Annotated in this window: 17 protein-coding genes; 8 read left to right on the forward strand and 9 right to left on the reverse strand. The window is 67.8% G+C overall.

Annotation, left to right across the window (positions count from 1 at the left end):
* The coding region (locus tag EIO58_RS03990; RefSeq protein WP_342447965.1) for a type I phosphomannose isomerase catalytic subunit at positions 1-576 on the reverse strand (576 nt) is incomplete at its 3' end.
* Between the two features lie 81 nt (positions 577-657).
* On the opposite strand from EIO58_RS03990, the gene EIO58_RS03995 reads away from it, so the two are divergent.
* The 3 genes from EIO58_RS03995 to EIO58_RS04005 are packed head-to-tail and all read left to right on the forward strand — an operon-like array spanning position 658 to position 4,463.
* Complete coding sequence (locus EIO58_RS03995; protein WP_127818394.1) at positions 658-2,076, forward strand: O-antigen ligase family protein; 1,419 nt, start codon at positions 658-660, stop codon at positions 2,074-2,076.
* The gene (locus tag EIO58_RS04000) at positions 2,073-3,419 is read left to right on the forward strand and encodes an O-antigen ligase family protein (RefSeq protein WP_127818395.1); all 1,347 of its coding nucleotides are present in this window, start codon (positions 2,073-2,075) and stop codon (positions 3,417-3,419) included. The genes EIO58_RS03995 and EIO58_RS04000 overlap by 4 nt, the downstream gene beginning before the upstream one ends.
* A 57-nt stretch (positions 3,420-3,476) precedes the next feature.
* Positions 3,477-4,463: a glycosyltransferase family 2 protein gene (locus EIO58_RS04005; RefSeq protein ID WP_127818396.1), complete on the forward strand. Its 987-nt coding sequence runs from the start codon at positions 3,477-3,479 to the stop codon at positions 4,461-4,463.
* A gap of 4 nt (positions 4,464-4,467) precedes the next feature.
* On the opposite strand, the gene EIO58_RS04010 is transcribed toward EIO58_RS04005, so the two are convergent.
* From EIO58_RS04010 to glf, 4 genes are all read right to left on the reverse strand, one after another.
* Positions 4,468-5,217, reverse strand: coding sequence for an ABC transporter ATP-binding protein (locus EIO58_RS04010; protein WP_127818397.1), 750 nt, complete (start codon positions 5,215-5,217; stop codon positions 4,468-4,470).
* Positions 5,217-6,023 carry an ABC transporter permease gene (locus EIO58_RS04015; RefSeq protein WP_127818398.1) on the reverse strand — a complete coding sequence of 269 codons (807 nt, stop codon included), beginning with the start codon at positions 6,021-6,023 and terminating at the stop codon, positions 5,217-5,219. The genes EIO58_RS04010 and EIO58_RS04015 overlap by 1 nt, the downstream gene beginning before the upstream one ends.
* A gap of 148 nt (positions 6,024-6,171) precedes the next feature.
* On the reverse strand, positions 6,172-6,414 hold the full coding sequence (locus EIO58_RS04020) for a hypothetical protein (RefSeq protein WP_127818399.1): 243 nt from the start codon (positions 6,412-6,414) through the stop codon (positions 6,172-6,174).
* A gap of 22 nt (positions 6,415-6,436) precedes the next feature.
* On the reverse strand, positions 6,437-7,573 hold the full coding sequence (glf, locus tag EIO58_RS04025) for a UDP-galactopyranose mutase (RefSeq protein WP_127818400.1): 1,137 nt from the start codon (positions 7,571-7,573) through the stop codon (positions 6,437-6,439).
* Between the two features lie 169 nt (positions 7,574-7,742).
* Between glf and EIO58_RS04030 the strand changes: the two genes are divergently transcribed.
* The 4 genes from EIO58_RS04030 to EIO58_RS04045 are packed head-to-tail and all read left to right on the forward strand — an operon-like array spanning position 7,743 to position 12,068.
* Entirely contained in the window at positions 7,743-8,633 is an 891-nt protein-coding gene (locus EIO58_RS04030; RefSeq protein ID WP_127818401.1) for a glycosyltransferase, read from the forward strand.
* A 49-nt stretch (positions 8,634-8,682) separates the two neighbouring features.
* Positions 8,683-9,819 carry an NAD-dependent epimerase/dehydratase family protein gene (locus EIO58_RS04035; RefSeq protein ID WP_127818402.1) on the forward strand — a complete coding sequence of 379 codons (1,137 nt, stop codon included), beginning with the start codon at positions 8,683-8,685 and terminating at the stop codon, positions 9,817-9,819.
* Entirely contained in the window at positions 9,819-10,922 is a 1,104-nt protein-coding gene (locus EIO58_RS04040; RefSeq protein ID WP_127818403.1) for an acyltransferase family protein, read from the forward strand. Before EIO58_RS04035 ends, EIO58_RS04040 begins: the two co-directional genes overlap by 1 nt.
* 48 nt (positions 10,923-10,970) lie before the next feature.
* A complete protein-coding gene (locus EIO58_RS04045; RefSeq protein ID WP_127818404.1) occupies positions 10,971-12,068 on the forward strand; it encodes a glycosyltransferase family 4 protein in 1,098 nt (365 codons plus the stop codon).
* 229 nt (positions 12,069-12,297) lie between these two features.
* Here the strand turns inward: EIO58_RS04045 and EIO58_RS04050 are convergent, their stop codons facing one another.
* Genes EIO58_RS04050 through EIO58_RS04065 form a run of 4 tightly spaced genes read right to left on the reverse strand, consistent with a single transcriptional unit; the run spans position 12,298 to position 16,604 of the window.
* Positions 12,298-13,578: a hypothetical protein gene (locus tag EIO58_RS04050; RefSeq protein WP_205789124.1), complete on the reverse strand. Its 1,281-nt coding sequence runs from the start codon at positions 13,576-13,578 to the stop codon at positions 12,298-12,300.
* On the reverse strand, positions 13,547-13,981 hold the full coding sequence (locus tag EIO58_RS04055) for a DUF2304 domain-containing protein (protein WP_127818406.1): 435 nt from the start codon (positions 13,979-13,981) through the stop codon (positions 13,547-13,549). Before EIO58_RS04055 ends, EIO58_RS04050 begins: the two co-directional genes overlap by 32 nt.
* On the reverse strand, positions 13,978-14,709 hold the full coding sequence (locus EIO58_RS04060) for a glycosyltransferase family 2 protein (protein WP_127818407.1): 732 nt from the start codon (positions 14,707-14,709) through the stop codon (positions 13,978-13,980). Before EIO58_RS04060 ends, EIO58_RS04055 begins: the two co-directional genes overlap by 4 nt.
* Positions 14,710-14,753: 44 nt before the next feature.
* A complete protein-coding gene (locus EIO58_RS04065; protein ID WP_127818408.1) occupies positions 14,754-16,604 on the reverse strand; it encodes a hypothetical protein in 1,851 nt (616 codons plus the stop codon).
* Between the two features lie 180 nt (positions 16,605-16,784).
* Here EIO58_RS04065 and EIO58_RS04070 point away from each other — a divergent pair.
* Positions 16,785-17,618, forward strand: an 834-nt coding sequence (locus EIO58_RS04070; protein ID WP_127818409.1) for a DUF2142 domain-containing protein, incomplete at its 3' end; no start/stop codon positions are given.

Here is a 17,618-nt window from a genome sequence, read left to right on the forward strand (position 1 = left end):
GGCCGCCGCGACGACGTCTCGCGCGGCGTCCGCTCCATCGGCCAGCAGCCATCCGATGACGCCTGCGGGCGAGGCATCCGGCGCCGCCAGCTTCTCGGCGAGCGGTGCGGCACCGGGGCCCAGCGCGGCGACGAGGCGGCGCGTGTCGTCGAGGTCGCGCAGGCCTGCGAGCGCGCGGAACGTGTTGCTGAGCGCGACGATGAGCTCAGGCTTGTGATTCGCGTCGCGGTAGGTGCGATCGGCGGCGTCGCGCGCGATGCCCGCGGCGTCCTCGCGCGCGAAGCCCGCCTCGGCCTGTGCCTTCGACGGGTGAGCCTGGATCGAGAGGGCGGATGCCGCGGCCAGCAGCTTCAGCAGGTAAGGCAGGGCGCCGTCCAGCCCGGCGCCCGGGCCGTCCTCGGCGATCCAGCGGTCGAGCGTGCGCCCGTCGGGCGTCTTCGAGGGGTCACCCGGGTGATCTCCGAACCACACCTCGGCCTCGGGGCGTCCCGACGGCGCGCGGCCCTCGAGGTCAGCGAGAAGCGAGGTCGATCCCCACGCGTAGTCGCGGGGGTTATTGGCGAGCGGGATCAGCATCAGCCCAGCCTAACGAGACCTCTCCGAACTGCTGGCGCGCGGCCACGGGCACGAGGAACGCGCGGGGTACCCTGAGAGGCGATGGCCGTCCACTCGAAGCACCCGGCGTCGGCGCCGCCGAGCCCCCCGGTCCGCGAGAAGACCGGCCACCTTCTGCTGCGCGGCTGGTGCATCTTCGTGCTCTTCATGTCGCTTTCGGGCGTCGCGTGGGTGCACGCGTTCGGCGCGGCGGTCGCGGGCATGATCACGATCGCGGGCGGCGTGCTGTCGTTGGTCCTGTGGTTCGTGGTGCGGCCGCCGCTGCAGTGGCGACGCCTGCCGTGGTTCGTCGTCGGCTACGTCGCATGGGCGACGCTCTCGCTCGCCTGGTCGGCGTGGCCCGACACCAGCGCGCTCACACTCCTTCTGCTCTGGATCACCACGCTGCAGGCCGTGTTCATCGGCAGCGTCCTGACCTGGCGGGAGCTCGTGCGTGCCGTCGCGTCGGCGCTCAAGTGGGTCTTGGCGCTGTCGATCCTGTTCGAGCTGTGGGTGTCGGTGTTCATCGGCGCGCCGATCCTGCCCGGCCTCGTCGTGGAGAAGGCCGACGACCCGATCGAGTACTGGTCGCGCAACAACCTGTTCGACTTCCCGGAGCGCATCCAGGGCATCATGGGCAACGCCAATCTGCTCGCGCCGGTCGCGCTGCTGGCCATCGTGGTGTTCGCGATCCGGTTCGCCTCGGGCGCTCCTCGACAGGGGCTGCTCATCGCGTGGATGGTGCTCTCGGCGTTCCTCTTCGTGCGCGCGTCGTCGGCGACCTCGTATCTCGCCGCGGTGGCCGTGCTCGTCGTGCTCGCGACCGCGCTGCTGATGCGGCACGCCACCAGGCCCGGCGAGCGCACCAAGTACTACGTCGCCTACGCGGTCGTCGGCATCGGAGGACTCCTCACGCTGTGGCTGCTGCGCGACACGATCTTCAGCGCGCTCGGACGCAGCGCCGACCTCACCGGGCGCGAAGGCATCTGGGAGAAGGTCCTCGTCCGCGCATCCGAACGGCCGTGGGTCGGCTGGGGATACGCGACGCCGTGGGCGCCGTGGGACCCCGCGTTCGACCGCTGGATCATCGACCACGGCCAGACCGTGCTGCAAGCCCACAACATGTGGATCGACGTCGCGATGCAGCTCGGCATCATCGGCGTCGTTCTCCTCGGTGTCATGTACCTCGCCTTCGTGTGGCGATCCTGGTTCTTCGCCGTCGACCGCCCGCGGTGGGACCTGCGCGCCGACCGCCCGTACTCTCCCGTGACGCTCCTGCCGACCCTCGTCGGCGCGATCGTGATCGTGCAGGGCTTCGCCGAGTCCACGCCGCTGCTGCTGTGGGGCTGGCTGTTCGTCGTCATGCTCGGCGCCAAGATCAAACAGTCGCCGCATGTCGGAGTGGGTCCCGCCGAACAGAGCGCCGCGATCGAACGAGGCGACGCCGTCGAGCGGCATGAGCCGACGAAGCAGGACGCGTGACCGGTCAGCGGCACCCTTCGGGCCCGACGCAGCCGGGACGGCTGAGCACGCTGCTGGTCTCGGCATCCTTCGCCCGCGCCCTCACGCTCGCAGTGCTGGCGGTCGTGTTCGCCGGGTTCGCGATCGAGCGGATCGCCGGGCATGTGACCTACGTCACGATCGTCACCGGACTGTGCGTGTTCGGCGGGGCCGTGCTCATCGCGCGCAGGCAGGAGATCTCGCCGCTGCGCCTGCTGCCGACCACGGTGCTCGCCTTCGTGGCGTGGGCGTTCGCGAGCATCTTCTGGAGCCAGGAGCCCAGCACGTCGTGGTGGAGCTGGGTGTCGATGGCCGGCATCGCATTCCTCGCGGTCGTCATCGGCCACATCCGCGACACGCTGCAGACGGTGCGCGCGCTCGGAGACGTGCTGCGCGTGCTGCTGGCGACGTCGCTCGCCGTCGAGGTGCTCTCGGGCGTGCTGCTCGACCTCCCGTTCACCTTCCTCGGCGTGCAGGGCAACCTCGCGCAACTCGGACCGGTGCAGGGCATCTTCGGCACGCGCAACATGCTGGGGCTCGTCGCGGTACTGGCCGTCATCACATTCCTCATCGAGTACCGCACGCAGTCCGTGCGTCCGGGGCTGTCGGTCGCCTCCGTCGTGCTGGCCGGCGGGCTCGCTGCGCTCAGCGACTCCCCCACCGTGCTGGTGCTGGCCGTCGGCGTCGGACTCGCCGTCGCGGCGCTGGTGCTCGTTCGCCACACGCGGCCAGAGCGGCGCGGAGCCCTGCAGTGGACCCTCGGCGCCCTCGTCGTCGTCGGAGTGTTCGTCGGCTATGTGGCGCGGCATCCGATCATCGCGCTTCTCGGCGCCGGCAGCGACTTCTCGATGCGCGTCGACCTGTGGAACTTCATGGTCGACCTGACGCGCTTCCGTCCGGTGCACGGGTGGGGCTGGTACGGGCCCTGGGATCCCGCGGAGTACCCGTTCAACGCGCTCAACTACTGGCTCGACGCGGCGCACGCCTCGGGGCTCAACGCCTTCTTCGACGTGCTGCTCCAGCTTGGGTGGGTCGGTCTCGTGCTGTTCGTGGGCCTTGGCGGCCTCGCGCTCGGGCGATCGTGGCTGGTCGCCAGCGAGCGGCGCTCGGTCGTCTACGCGTGGACGCCGCTCATGCTCGTCGCGCTGCTGATCGACTCGATGTTCGAGAGCTTCACCCTCACCGGCCTCGCCTGGATGATGCTCGTGCTGTGCGCCGTGCGTGCCGGGCAGTCCCGCTCGTGGCGCGAGCGCCTCGGGACCGACACGGATGCCGGTGACGAGGGCCTCCCCCACGCTCAGGGCGGCGAAGGATCGGCACGGTAGGCTTCTCTCCGGCCCGACGCCTCGGCGCCCGTCGCCCCGTCCCCGGAGATCCGCCCCGTGACATACGTCCCGACCGCCGCGCAGTTCGACCCGGCGACCGCCACGATCGCCATCGTCACCTACAACCGCTCGGGACTGCTCACGCGCCTCCTCGGCAGCATCGCCGCCATGGACCCCAAGCCCGGCCACGTCGTGATCGTCGACAACGCCTCGACCGACGACACCGCCGACGTTGTCGAGTCGTACCGCGAGCGGCTCGGCGACGCGACCGTCGTCTACCGCCGCATGGACACGAACACGGGTGGATCGGGCGGCTTCAGCGAGGGCATGCGGGTCGCGTACGAGCTCGGCTCGGAGTGGATCTGGCTCATGGACGACGATGTCGAGGTGCTGCCGGACGGCCTCACCCGCATGGGCAAGTGGACGCCGCGGTTCAAGAGCATCCAAGGCCGCCGCTACGACTACGACGGCAGCGCCTTCTACTGGCAGTATCGCATCGCCGAGCGGATGGGCATCCCGATCCCCTTCGCACCCGCGGCGTTCGACGAGTCCGGCTACAAGCCGATGAACTCCGGATGCTTCGAGGGCATGTTCATCCACCGCGACATCGTGCAGCAGATCGGCCTTCCCGACCCGCGCTTCTTCATCTATTGGGACGACCAGGTCTACGGCTGGCTGGCCTCACGCAGGACCACGTCGGTCGTCGTCGAGGACTTCGTGCTGCGCCGTACGCGCGAGATCAAGCAGTGGGACATGGGCGTGCGCCACATGAACGCCTCGAGCAACGCCTACCGGTACTACATCATGCGCAACCGCGCTTACATCAAGAAGTACTATCGCGCGCTCGGGGTATACAACCCGGTCCTGTTCGGGCTCGGCACTGCGCTCACATTCGGCAAAGAGCTCATCCGGCTCGTCTTCGTCGAGCGCACCGTCCGCGGCACCTCGAACCTGTTCCGCGGCCTGCGCGACGGCCGGAAGATCGCGAAGGATGCCTCGTGGCAGCCGATGCCGCCTCTGGAGGCTTCGGCGGCCCAGGGGTGACTGGTCAGGCGCCCGCGGGATAGTCGGCGTTGTAACGCTCGAGCACGTCATCGATCGCGGCGTCCATCGCCAGGTGATGCTTGTCGAGATACAGGCCGCGCGTGCAGAAGCGCCTCAGATCACGTTCGTTGTGCGACACGAAGAAGAGCGTCCTCCCGTCGGCCAGAAGCTCGTCGATGCGGCGGTAGCACTTCTCCCGGAAGGCCTTATCGCCCACGGCGAGGACCTCGTCGACGAGCAGGATCGGCTCCTCCAGCTGAGATACGACGGAGAAGGCCAGGCGCACCTTCATGCCGTTGCTGAGGTGCTTGTAGGGCGTGTCGATGAACTCACCGAGCTCGGCGAAGTCGATGATGCCGTCGAACCGACGAGAGACCTCGGCCTTCGACATCCCATGCAATCCGGATGTGAGCCGCACGTTCTCGCGCACCGTGAGATCGCCGACGAAGCCCCCGGTGATCTCGATCAGAGGAGCGACTCCGCCGTGCACCGTCACCGTGCCCTCGTCGGGAAGCAGCACGCCCGCCACGAGCTTCAGCAGCGTCGACTTGCCCTGGCCGTTGCGTCCGACCACGCCGATCGATTCCCCCGGCTTGACGTCGAAGCCGACGTCGCGCAGCGCCCAGAACTCGCCAGGCTTGGAGCGTCGGGACGAGTCCGCGAAGAGGTCCTTGATGCTTCGACGGCCCCGACGATTGCGCCGGAAGCGCACGCCGAGATCCTTCACCTCGATCGCGAGATCGGATGCCGCCATCACAGCTCCTTCAGCATGGGTCGCTCGAGCCGCCGGAAGGTGAATATCCCGAGCGCGAGGAACACGAACGACATGACAGCGCCCACACCGATCACCCATGGATCCCACTCCTGGGGAAAGAACCCCACACGGTAGAGGGCGAAGATGCCCGAGAGCGGATTGAACGCCGCGAGGGTCTCGAAGGCGCCAGGCAGGTCCTCGACGCCGTAGATCACGGGCGACGCGTAGAACAGGGCTCTGAGGATCAGCTTGGTCGTGCGCTCGAGATCGGTCCAGATGACGCACAGCGGTCCGACAAGCAGGCCCAGACCTACCAGGAGCACCGTCTGGAGGACGACGGCGACCGGGAACCAGAGCAGACCCCAATTGAGTTGCGCGGGCGTCTCACTGAACTGCGAGATCACGATGAACAGAGCGAGCACGGGGAGTGAGCAGAGGAATTCGATTCCCTTCGACAGCACGATCCTGTTCACCCAGATGGTGCGCGGAATCGCCGTGGAGCGCACGAGACGCGCGTCCTTGCTGAACGCTCGCGTGAAGTCCGAGACGGCCGCGTTGAACCACACCCACGGCAGCAGCGCGGTGATGAGGAACACGATGTACGGGGCATGCCCGACAGAGCGCTGGAACACCTGCGTGAAGACGAACCAGTAGATCGCGCTCATCACGAGCGGATCGAGGATCGACCACAGGTATCCGAGTGCGCTCGTCGAGTACCGAACCTTGAGGTCGCGGGCGGACAGCAGCCACAGTGCGTGGAGATAGCGCCGGGGCGATCCGGGGGCGCCGACGGCGGCAGTGCTCACGCAGTCGATTCTAGGCGGCGCGAGCGTGACACTCCGTCACCCGCGGTCACTCACGCCGAGCAGCCGACAGCTGCCGCGCGATCTCAGAGGCCGCCTCGGCATACCCCTCGATCGAGGTGTGCACGCCGTCCGTGCGGTAGACGGGTGCTCACGCTCCGTCAGGTGATCCGACTGTCCGCCACGGGTCCACGAAGGTCCAGCCCTGGTCGTCGGCGAACTCCTCCATCCCCGCGTTGAGGGCGACGACCTGCTCGGCGAAACCATCCGCCGGCGCGATGGCGGCAAGTGCCACCGACGGAGCGCCCACCGCGTCTGCGGTGCGCCGGGTCTCGGCCAGGATCGTCTCCGTCGGAACGCCGAGTGCAAGATCGTTCGTGCCACCCAGGATCACCCGCCCCCACAGGGTTGCGCGCCTACCCGAGTCGGTTCTTCCACACCGACAGCGCCGAACCGATCGCCATGTGCATGTCGAGGTATTGGTAGGTGCCGAGGCGCCCGCCGAACAGGACGTCCGGCTCGTCTGCGGCGAGCTCACGGTAGGCAAGCAATCCGATCCGGTCCTCCGGCGTGTTGACCGGGTAATACGGCTCGTCGCCTATGGATGCGAACCGGGAGAACTCGCGCATGATCACGGTCTTGTCGGACGGATACCGATCGGCCCGTTCAGGATGGAAATGCTTGAACTCATGGATTCGCGTGTACGGCACATCGGCGTCCGCGTAGTTCATGACCGGGGTGCCCTGGAAGTCGCCGACCTCGAGGACGTCCTGCTGGAAGTCGAGCGTGCGCCACGACAGCGCACCTTCGACGAAATCGAAGTACCGGTCGACGGGTCCGGTGTAGACGATCGGCAGCTGTCCGACCGTCGCCTTCTTGTTGAGTGGCTGGGATTGGTCGAAGAAGTCCGTCTCGAGCTTGACCTCGATGTTGTCGTGATCAGCCATGCGCTCCAGCCACGCGGTGTACCCGTCGGTCGGCAGCCCTTCCCACGTGTCGTCGAAGTAGCGATTGTCGTAGTTGTAGCGGACGGGCAGTCGGCTGATGACCTCGGCCGGCAGATCCTTGGGATCCGTCTGCCATTGCTTCGCGGTGTAGTCGCGGATGAACGCCTCGTACAGCGGGCGCCCGATCAGCGCGATGCCCTTCTCCTCGAGGTTGGCGGCATCCTTCGAGTCGAGTTCGCGTGCCTGCTCGTGCACGAGCGCGCGCGCCTCGTCAGGTGAGTAGGCAGCTTGGAAGAACTGATTGATGGTGCCCAGGTTGATCGGCAGCGGGTACACCACGCCCTTGCGGTTCGTATACACGCGGTGGACATAGTTCGTGAATGTCGTGAAGCGGTTGACGTATTCCCACACCCTGGGATTCGAGGTGTGGAAGAGGTGAGCCCCGTACCGGTGGACCTCGATGCCGGTGGTGGGCTCATCCTCGCTGTAGGCGTTGCCGCCGATGTGGGATCGGCGGTCGATCACGACGACTTTGCGACCGGATGCCGCGGCTCGCTCCGCGATCGTGAGGCCGAAGAAGCCAGACCCGACGACGAGCAGATCCATACGGCGAACACTCTCTCCCTGGCGTCGGGCGCTGCCTCCCCGGCGTCGGGGGCTGCGCGGTCGGCGGCCGCTCGCCGCCGACGTCGAAGTCGAAGTCTACGCTGACGCCCAGCGTGCATGGGAATCGCGGGGCCGGACTCCCAGCCTCATCTCATAGGCTCGTCGCGCCATGACACACGAGATCTTCGTTCCGTTCTGGGGAGACCCCGCTCTCCTCTACTTGACCGTCGAATCCGTCCGCGCCCAGCGCGATCCGGATTGGAGGCTTCTCGTCCTCGACGACTGCTATCCCGACGAGGACGTCGCAGAGTGGTTCGCTGCTCTCGCCGACGACCGCGTCGTGTATGTGCGCAACGAGGTGAATCTCGGGATCACCGAGAACTACCGCGAGGCGATCCGGCGCGCGACCGGCGAGCACATCACCATCCTCGGCTGCGACGATCTCCTGCATCCCAACTATCTGGATGTCATCCGAGCGACGATCGCCGCCGTCCCCGACGCCGACGTGGTGCAGCCGGGCGTCCAGGTGATAGACGAACACGGCACTGTGATACGCCCGCTCGTCGATCGGGTGAAGACCGGGCTCCTGGCCCCGCGTGGCGGGCAGGGGGTCGCTGTGCTGCGTGCCGAAGCCATGGCGACAAGCCTGATCAAGGGCGACTGGCTGTACTGGCCATCACTGACCTTCCGCACCGAGACCATGCGACGGATCGACTTCCGTGAGGGGCTGCCGATCATCCAAGACTTGGCGTTGCTGATGGATATCGCGTTCGACGGCGGATGCCTCGCCTACAACCCCGCGCTTGCTTTCTCATATCGACGGCACGGTGCGAGCGCGTCGCAGAAGACGCTGCTCGATGGCCGGCGATTCCGGGACGAGCGCTCGTACTTCGCACAGGCCCGAGCGCTCGCTTCCTCCAAGGGCTGGCGCAGGACGGCGACCAGTGCTCGACTGCGGATCATGTCTCGCCTTCATGGCGTGGCCGAGCTCCCAGGCGTGATCAGGCACGGAACGCCTGCCGGGCTACAATCTACGCTGGCGCACATCTTCGCCATCTAACGCACGGGCCGCGTTCGGAACGATCGCGCCCCCTTCCTGGAGTTTCCGTATGCCCGAGCACGTGCTCATCACCGGTGGCGCCGGCTTCATCGGCACACGCCTCGCGCGACGCTTCGTCGACGCAGGCCACACGGTGGCGGTGCTGGATTCGCTGATCCCCCAGGTGCACGGCGAAGACCCGCGCCGCACCTCGCCGCTGCTTCGTTCGCTCGACGGTGTGGCGACAGTGATCGAAGGGACCGTCACCTCCACGGACGATCTGCGCGCGGCCGTGGAGGGGGCGGGAATCGTGGTGCATCTCGCGGCCGAAACAGGCACCGGTCAGTCGATGTACGAAATCGATCGCTACGTCGAGGCGAACGTCGGCGGCACCGCGAAGCTTCTGGACCTGCTCACGAACGAGACGCACTCCGTCACGCGCCTGGTGATCGCGTCGTCCCGCTCGATCTACGGAGAAGGCGCTTACCGCACCGAGGACGGTCGCATCGTCTACCCACCGCACCGCGCGGATGCCGACATGGCCGCCGGCGACTTCGACGTGCACATGCCAGGCGAAGGTCCGATCGAGATGGTGCCGACCGATGAGGACGCCAAACTGCACCCGTCATCGGTGTATGGCATCACGAAGCAGATGCAGGAGTCTCTCGTCATGACAGTCGCACCGACGATCGGCATCGAGCCGGTCGCGCTGCGCTACCAGAACGTGTACGGACCCGGCCAGTCCCTCAAGAACCCCTACACGGGCATCCTGTCGATCTTCTCCACGCTCATCCGCCAGGGCAAGGACATCAACATCTTCGAGGACGGTCTGGAGAGCCGCGACTTCGTCTACATCGACGATGTCGTGGAGTCCACGTTCCTCGCATCCACGCTGCCCGGCGCCGCCGGTCACACCATCAACGTCGGCAGCGGCGTGGCCACCACCGTCAAGGAGGTGGTCTCATCGCTGTTCGCGGCGTTCGGCACCGAGGTTCCCACCACGGTGACCGGGAATTACCGTCTGGGCGACATCCGTCACAACGTGGCCGACACCTCCGTTCTGTACGACGTGCTCGGCTACCGTCCGCAGACGGACTTCCGCACCGGCGTCAACCGGTTCGTCCAGTGGGTGCTCGAGGAGCCCGTCGAAGAGAGCGGCTATGAGCGCTCGCTCAGGGAGATGGCCGAACGGAGCCTTCTGAAGTAATGGTCACCGCTCCGACCTCGAGCCGCGCGTTCCCGCACAGCCGCAACAGCCTCAACCTCTTCCGTCTGATCCTGGCGGCGCTGGTGCTGATCGCCCACGCGTTCTACATCACGGGAAACGGCACCGGGCCGATGCTGTACGGCGAGAACCTCGGCGGTTGGGCGGTCGCGGGGTTCTTCGTGCTGAGCGGGTTCCTCATCACGGGTAGCCGGTTTCGTCACTCCACCGGTGAGTTCCTGGTGCACCGCATCGCGCGCATCTATCCGGCGTTCCTCGTCGTTCTCGTCGTCACGGCCTTTGTGTTCGCCCCGATCGCCGCGCTCCTGGAGCGAGGCGATCTTGCCCAATTCTGGTCGACGCCCGTCACCCCACTGCAGTACGTCTGGGGGAACATCGGCCTGCACGTCGACTCGTACACCATTTCGTGGACGCTGCAGACCGTCCCGTACGCGGGCGCGTGGAACGGCTCGCTGTGGACGCTCTACTATGAGTTCTTCTGCTACATCATCGTCTGGACGCTGGGCTTCCTGGCGATCTTCCGACGGACGGTCTGGTTCCCCGTCCTGCTGTGGGTGCTGTCGGTCGGCGTGCACGCGACGATGGGCTTCTGGGGACGCCTCGGCCTCGATGGCGACTTCGCGCTCCTGTTCAAGCTGCTGCCGTTCTTTCTCGGCGGAGTCGTCGCGTACGTGGTCTTCGATCGTTGGGGCATGCGCACACCGGTCGGCGTCGGGTGCCTCGTGGGCGCGCTCATCCCGATCTTCCTCGTCCCCGGCATCGGCGGCCAGCTCGCCGCGCCGCTGCTGGCTTACGGCCTGCTGTGGCTGAGCACCGTGGTCCCGCAGCCACGGCTGATCGCCAGGCACGACATCTCCTACGGGTTCTACATCTATGCGTGGCCGACCGCTCAGCTGCTCATGCTGCTCGGCGTCGGCGCCGCCGGGGTGTGGGCGTTCATGGGAGTCAACATCCTGGTCACGATCGCCTTCGCCGCCGCCAGCTGGCTGCTCATCGAGCGCCCCGTGATGCGCGCCACACGACGGTCCCGGACGCCCGCCGCGGCGGCCGCACCCGCATCCGCAGCTGCACCCGACTCCACGTGACGCCGGGCGGCGCGGAGGCCGCAAGTGCCCGATTGGTAGACTCGATCCATGCCGCGCGTGCTCGTCGACCTCCTCTCGTACTCGGGCACCAAGGGCGGCATGGAGGTGTATGCACGCGAGCTGTACCGTAAGCTCGGCGAACTCGCGCCCTCGTGGGAGTTCATCGGCTACTTCAGCCGCGAAGGATTCCAGCTCGATCGCTCCTGGTTCCCCGGCGAGGCCATCGATTCCGGTATCAGCGGCGAGAACCGCTTCGCGTGGGCGTACGGCGAACTGTTCGCCGTGGCGCGCCACGCCCGCAAGCTCGACGTCGATCTGATCCATTCCCCCGCGACGCTCGGTCCGCGGCGATCGACGATGCCGACGGTCGTGACGATCCACGACATGCTCTACTGGAGCCACCCCGAGTACATGTCGACGCCGTTGTACACCGAGCCGGTGAAGTGGATGGAGCGTCAGGTAGCTCGCAACGCGACTCAGATCATCACCGACAGCCCCGGGTCCGAGTCCGCGATCCACAGGTACCTCACCGTGGACGCCTCGAGCGTCCACGTCGTTCCTCTCGCCGGTGGACACCCCGAGGGGGTGGACCGTTCCCTCGCCAACTCCGAAGGCCCGCTCGTCATCGCCATGGGCAACCGACGGCCGCACAAGAACTGGGACGCCCTACCGAGAGCGGTCGCGCTGCTGCCTCCCGAGCGACGCCCGCGGGTCGTGATCACCGGCGGGCGAGGCGTCGACCCGCTCGAGCCGCTGATCGACGAGCTCGGCGTCGGCCGGTGGGTGGAGCTGCGCGGCTGGGTGAGCGATGCCGACGTAGCCCACCTGTATTCGACCGCCACAGCGCTGGCGATCCCGTCACTGGCCGAAGGCTTCTCACTCCCGACCCTGGAGGCGATGAGCGCGGGGGTCCCGGTGCTGCTGAGCGACATCGATGTCCATCGGTACGTCGGCGGCGGCGCTGCGCGCTTCTTCCCGCCCACGGATGTCGCCGCGTTCGCGGAGGTCATCGACGAGGTCGTCGGCGACGCCGACCTGCAGGCTCAGATGACCGCGGCCGGCTACGCACAGGAGCGTCTGTTCACATGGGAGCGGACGGCACGCGAAACGCTGGAGATCTTCGAACGCGCGCTCGCGGCGCGCTGACGCGCGGGCACATCCACGCGCTGCTTCGCCTTTCAGCCTTCGAGCGGACCGGCGTGGCGGCAAGGAGACGCGCGCGCGTCACCGACGTGACCGGCCAGGACTGCGGACGCCTCACCGAGCTGACCCGACTCAGATCTTGGCGGATCACATCGAGCGCCTGCATTGCGATCGTCACCGCCGCGCGACGCCGCACCTTGGACTGCGATCCTTCCTCCAGGCGGAGTGGTCTCTAGCGACCCGAGCCGCCCCCGGCGGTCAGCGGAGCGGGATCGACCTCGGGATGCCGCCACACGGCGACGACGTGGACGAGAAGGCCGATCGCGGGCGGCGCGAGCAGCGCGAGAGTGAGCCGGGCGTCGAAGGGCAGCGGCGCAGCCAGCGCAAGGACGGTGAGGACGGCCGCGATGACCCAGCCGGCCGTGTACGGGACGTGACGATTCCGGCCCACCAGGGCGGGTCCGGTGACGCACATCATGCCGACCAGCCCTGCACTCGCCGTGATCGTGGCCATCATCGCCGGTGTGATCTCGTACTGCCCGCGTGAGATCGACTGGATCACCCACGGACCGATCAGCCACGCGGCTCCGGCCAGCAGAGCGACCGCGACCGCGGCCAGAGCAAGGGCGGAGAGGACGCGTCTCGTGACGGCACGTCCGGCCCCGCGGAACAGCGAGATCAGGAAGCTCTGCAGCGCCAGGAGAGGGACGACCAGCGGCGCCCGCGTCAGGGTGATCGTGAGGATGAGCCCTGCCAGGACGACCTCGTCGGCGTCGCCCGCAGCGACCCCGAGCAGCAGCGGCATCCCGTTCATCATGACGCCCATCGCCGCCGCGGCGGTGACCGTCCCCGCAGCGTTCGCGAGCAGGCGTCCGAGCCGGACGTCGAGGCGGAAGGCGCCGACGACACGACGCCGCGTCCACAACCAGACGAGGAGGAACGCGAGGCCGAACGGCAGCGAGACCGCGAACGCCACGGCCTCCGGTGACCATCCGGCGAGGAACGCCGTCAGCACCAGCACCGCACGGATACCGACGTCGATGATGGTGAGCGCGGCGACCGCGTTCCACAGGTGCAGACCGTAGAGCACCCCGCCGAGCACGGCGATCAGCACGTAGCCTACGAGGCCTGCTCCGAGAGCCACCGCCAGGGCCACCGTCGGGCCGCGGAAGACCACAGGGCCGGCTGACACGGCCACGGCGGTGACGGCGGCCAGCACGACGGCGATGATGATCAGAGCGAACGAGCGGATGGTCGGAGCGGTAGCGGATGCGGTGGACGGGTGCGCGGCGCGGGTGACCTCCTGCTGTACGCCCGAGAGAGCCGCGACGCAGAGGTACAGCGTGGACCAGTACATCGAGAACGTGACGTACGCCTGTCCATCGGGCAGGAGGGCCGGAGCCAGCAGCTGTATGCCGTAGCCGAGGAGGCCTGCCACCGCAGTGGCGATCAGAATGCTGCGAAGCCCGGTCGCCGCGCTCTCAGCCTTCATCGTCCGCAGAACCGTCGGCATCCTTCGGCTCGACGCCGCCCGCGCGCGAAGGCCAGGTGCCCTCCGAGGCAGGCCCGAGGCCGGCCGCGCGACGGATGTCATCCACCTCGGCGCGCAGGATCGCCACGTCCTCGGCGACTCTGCGGACCTCGTCCTCCGCCTGTGACAGCTCCCAGGACAGGTGAAGGGTCACGCCGATCAGCAGGACCAGCGCGAGGGCGAAGATGAGATTGGACGGGACGGCCACGCCCAGCGCGTTCGAGAGCCCCAGGAGCAGGCCGGGGAAGATCGCGAGGACCAGGATGACGACCCCGATGAGCAGCCACAGGATGGCATACTTCTCGCGCAGCTGACGGCGCAGCAGGAGCGAGATGATCAGTGCGAGCACCAGCAGGGCCAGTGCGATGCCGGCAGCGACGATCAAGCGCGCACCTCCGTGGGCAGGCGGCGGCCCCGCATCAAGGCGAGGGACAGCGCGAAGACCGACCGCAGCAGGTAGATCGTCGAGCCGAAGAAGTTCTGGCTGGGCTTTCCGTGCACGCGAGCCCGCATGGCCACCGGCACCTGCGTCACCGACAGCCCGGAGTGGATGGCGCTCACCAGCGAGTCGACGGTATCTCCGAGGTACTCGGCCGGGTAGTAGCGGACGTACTGATCGATGGCTCGGCGGTTGGCGGCCCGGAAGCCGCTCGTGACGTCCGTCAGGCGAGTCTTGGCCACCCGGGAGATGACGCTCGCGAGGAACACCATCGCCCACCGACGCGGCCCTTTCGCCTGATAGTCGCCGACGTCGGCGAAGCGGGCGCCGATCGAGATGTCCGCCTCTTCGAGCCCCGCGAGGACCAGGGGGATGTCGCGGGGATTGTGCTGCCCGTCCGCGTCGACCTGGATGGCCTGGGTGTAGCCCTCGCGCTGAGCGAAGGTGAAGCCGGTGCGCATCGCGCCGCCGACGCCCATATTGAACGGCAGGACCAGCACGCGCGCCCCGGCGTCGCGGGCGACCTGCGCGGTGTCATCGGTCGATCCGTCATCGATCACGACGACGTCGTACTGCGCGAACTGATCGAGAATCTCGCGAACGGTGTTGCCGACGTTCTTCGATTCGTTCCATGCGGGCACGATGATGAGCGTGCGCTCCGAGTGCTCAGGCATGGTGCGGCCATCCTATCAACCGTGCGCTGTCGTTCCGCGACGACTCAGGGTGCGAACACCACAGGTCCGAGGTCGGAGCAAGCGTCGTTCACGCGCTCGACGATGGTCTCATCGGCGGTGATGACGGTGACCGGCGCGCCGATCCTCCGACGGACGTCGCACAGGTCCTCCATCGACTGGCCGTCGTGGTAGTAGGCGTACTTGCGCAGCTCGACGTCGTCCACGCCCGTCGAAGACAGCTGCACCACCCAGAACATGATCCAATCCTCGTCTGCGTCGCCCGACTCCCACAGAATGGTCCGCTCCGGGGAATCCATCAGCTCCACGACGCGGTCGAAGACCCTGTCGTCTTCGCCCATCGACCAGAAGTCGCCCGACAGGACGCGCACGAGCGGGCTCTTCACCACCTGGGGATCATTGCTGAAGGTCGGCACGGTCGCCCTCGCGCTCTCATCGACTCCCACGAGCGTGGTGAGCACCGCGAGGAAGGCAAGCGCAGACCACGCGCTGCGCTTCGAGATGGCCGCCGCGAAGGTGAGCCCGGCCGCGACGCCGACGATCAGCAGCACGGCCAGCAGGAACCAGAGGAACTTCAACTGGTAGTAGCTCCACAGGGTCTCCTGGTTTCGGCGCAGCCAGAGCAGCACGCCCAGGCAGAGACCACCGCCGCCGACGACCGCCGTGAGCACCCACACGAGGTCGAGGGACTTCGTCGCACGCGCGTGCAGGATGCCGAACGCCACCGCCAGCAGGAATGCGAACACCACGATGATCTTCTTGAACTCGAACACGGCGCCCAGCGCCTCCTCGAGCGCGCCGCCGTGGTCGATGAGCGCAGGCAGCGACAGCAGGGCGAACACCAGCAGCGGCTGCGCGATCGCCGCGAGCGCCACGAGGAGCCGGCTGCGCCGCAGTCCGAACACCGCCTTGCGCTGCACGACGAGCAGGATCAGCAGGGCGACACCCGGGATCCCCGCGAGAGGTGCCCACAGCGCGAGCGTGAGGGCGATCGCGAGCGATTGTGTCACGAGCGACGTCAGTACCGCGCGGCCCGAATGCACCAGGGTGACAAGCGACGCCGCGAGGAGCGCGATCGTCAGGTGGAAGTTGACGAAGCCGAGCGTGACGGGGCCGGACAGCATGATCCACGTGAGCGGCAGCGCCGACGTGATGGCGGATGCGATCAGGGTCATCGTGGATCGTCCACGAGCGATCGCGAGGCCGAGCGCGCCGCAGAGGACGCAGGCCGCGACGATGCCGAACGACCACATCTCGGCGAGAGCGACGATCTGGGCACCCGCCGAGGGGGCGCCGGCCATCGTGGCCGGCAGGGTGAAGAACGCGATCAGGGCGGCGGTCAGCGGAACGGGATTCTGTCCGCCCCCGATGCTCACCCCGCCGTCCTGGAGGAGCTCCCGCGCGAAGAGCACGTTGTTGGCCGCATCACCCGACATCGACCACGCGAGCGGGGTGCCTCCCGGCAGGACGGCCGCCGCGACGAGCACGGCGCACCACACCAGCCCGCCGAACGCTGCGAAGCCGAGGTCGGCTCCGTCGATCCGGGTGAAGGCGGATTCCTGCCGATAGAGCCGGACGGCGCACAATGCGCCCGACAACACCCCGATCGCCACCACCATCGCGAAAACGGGAACCCCCGTGTAGCGCGCGATCACCATGACGACCAGGACAGCCCAGGCGAAGGCGACGAACAGGAGCGCGAGACTCGCGCTGAGCGACATCCGCGATCGCAGCAGGACGAGTGGCGGCGCGAGGACGACTCCGACGAGGAGGAGCAGCGACCCTCCGAACAGGGGCCACACGCACGCAGCGACCAGCATGGCGAGATAGAGCCCGAGGATGATCTGTCGTCGGCGCGGTCGCACGGATGCCGTCATCCCACTTCTCCTTCTGCGGCGCGAGTCGTACCCGGGCGAAGCGCCCCCTGAACAATAGCCGGTGAGGACTGTGGCAACGGGCCTCACACCCCCGGCGGGTACGATGCTCGGGTGACACGCAGCTCTCGATCGCCTCGCTGGAAACTCGTCTTCGCGGTTCTGATTCCGATTCTTGCGTTCGTGTCACTCGGAGCGTGGTCGGTGAGCTCGCCGGTCGGCGCGTCGCCCGACGACGACTTCCACCTGGCCTCGATCTGGTGCGGTCTGGGTGATCGCGACGGCCTCTGCGAGAACCGCGACGACGACGCGGTTCAGCGCTACGTCCCGACGACGATCACGACCGCGACTTGCTACGCCTACCACAACGGCGAGAGCGCCGAGTGCTGGAACGGCGAGGCGGACGGCATGTCGAAGGTCGCGCGGGCGAACGTGGACCGTCTCTACCCGCCGTTGTTCTACGGCACCCTGTCGATCTTCGCCAGCCCGAACGTCGCCGCGTCGGTCATGGCGATGAAGCTCTTCAACAGCGCCGTCGCCGTGGGGCTTCTCACCGGTGTCTTCTTCGCACTCCCCCGCCGGCTCCGGCCCGCGCTCGTGATCTCGGTCGCCGCGACGGCGGTGCCCTTGGGCATGTTCGTCTACGGTTCGACGAACCCCTCCTCCTGGGCGCTGCTGTCGGCCGCGACGGTTTGGATCACGCTGTACGCCGCCCTCGCCGCCGAAGGTCGTCGCCGGTGGATCCTGCTCGGGCTGGCCGCGCTCGGCGCCGTCCTGGGTGGCGGAGCGCGCGCGGACGCTGCCGTGTACGCCGTCTTCGGCGTCCTCATCGCGCTCCTGCTCGGGCTCCGCACGAAACGGCCGCCCCTGGCGCCGCTCATCGTCGCGGGGGTCATCGTGGCGCTGAGCGTGGTGTTCTATCTCAGCGCCTGGCAGGGGGCGTCGATCGTCGGCGGCATCGAGAGCGAGCGCCCGCCGCTGTCGGGGTCGCAGCACGTGTCGAACCTGCTGTCGGCG

Source organism: Microbacterium sp. CPCC 204701 (genome assembly GCF_004010105.1).
Lineage (GTDB): Bacteria > Actinomycetota > Actinomycetes > Actinomycetales > Microbacteriaceae > Microbacterium.

Excerpts from the sequence above, each read along its gene's own strand:
- EIO58_RS04050 (WP_205789124.1), bottom strand. The coding sequence starts at position 13,578 with ATGCCGACGGTTCTGCGGACGATGAAGGCTGAGAGCGCGGCGACCGGG.
- EIO58_RS04040 (WP_127818403.1), top strand. The coding sequence starts at position 9,819 with ATGGTCACCGCTCCGACCTCGAGCCGCGCGTTCCCGCACAGCCGCAAC.
- glf (WP_127818400.1), bottom strand. The coding sequence starts at position 7,573 with ATGGATCTGCTCGTCGTCGGGTCTGGCTTCTTCGGCCTCACGATCGCG.
- EIO58_RS04035 (WP_127818402.1), top strand. The coding sequence starts at position 8,683 with ATGCCCGAGCACGTGCTCATCACCGGTGGCGCCGGCTTCATCGGCACA.
- EIO58_RS04030 (WP_127818401.1), top strand. The coding sequence starts at position 7,743 with ATGACACACGAGATCTTCGTTCCGTTCTGGGGAGACCCCGCTCTCCTC.
- EIO58_RS03995 (WP_127818394.1), top strand. The coding sequence starts at position 658 with ATGGCCGTCCACTCGAAGCACCCGGCGTCGGCGCCGCCGAGCCCCCCG.
- EIO58_RS04010 (WP_127818397.1), bottom strand. The coding sequence starts at position 5,217 with ATGGCGGCATCCGATCTCGCGATCGAGGTGAAGGATCTCGGCGTGCGC.
- EIO58_RS04065 (WP_127818408.1), bottom strand. The coding sequence starts at position 16,604 with ATGACGGCATCCGTGCGACCGCGCCGACGACAGATCATCCTCGGGCTC.
- EIO58_RS04045 (WP_127818404.1), top strand. The coding sequence starts at position 10,971 with ATGCCGCGCGTGCTCGTCGACCTCCTCTCGTACTCGGGCACCAAGGGC.
- EIO58_RS04060 (WP_127818407.1), bottom strand. The coding sequence starts at position 14,709 with ATGCCTGAGCACTCGGAGCGCACGCTCATCATCGTGCCCGCATGGAAC.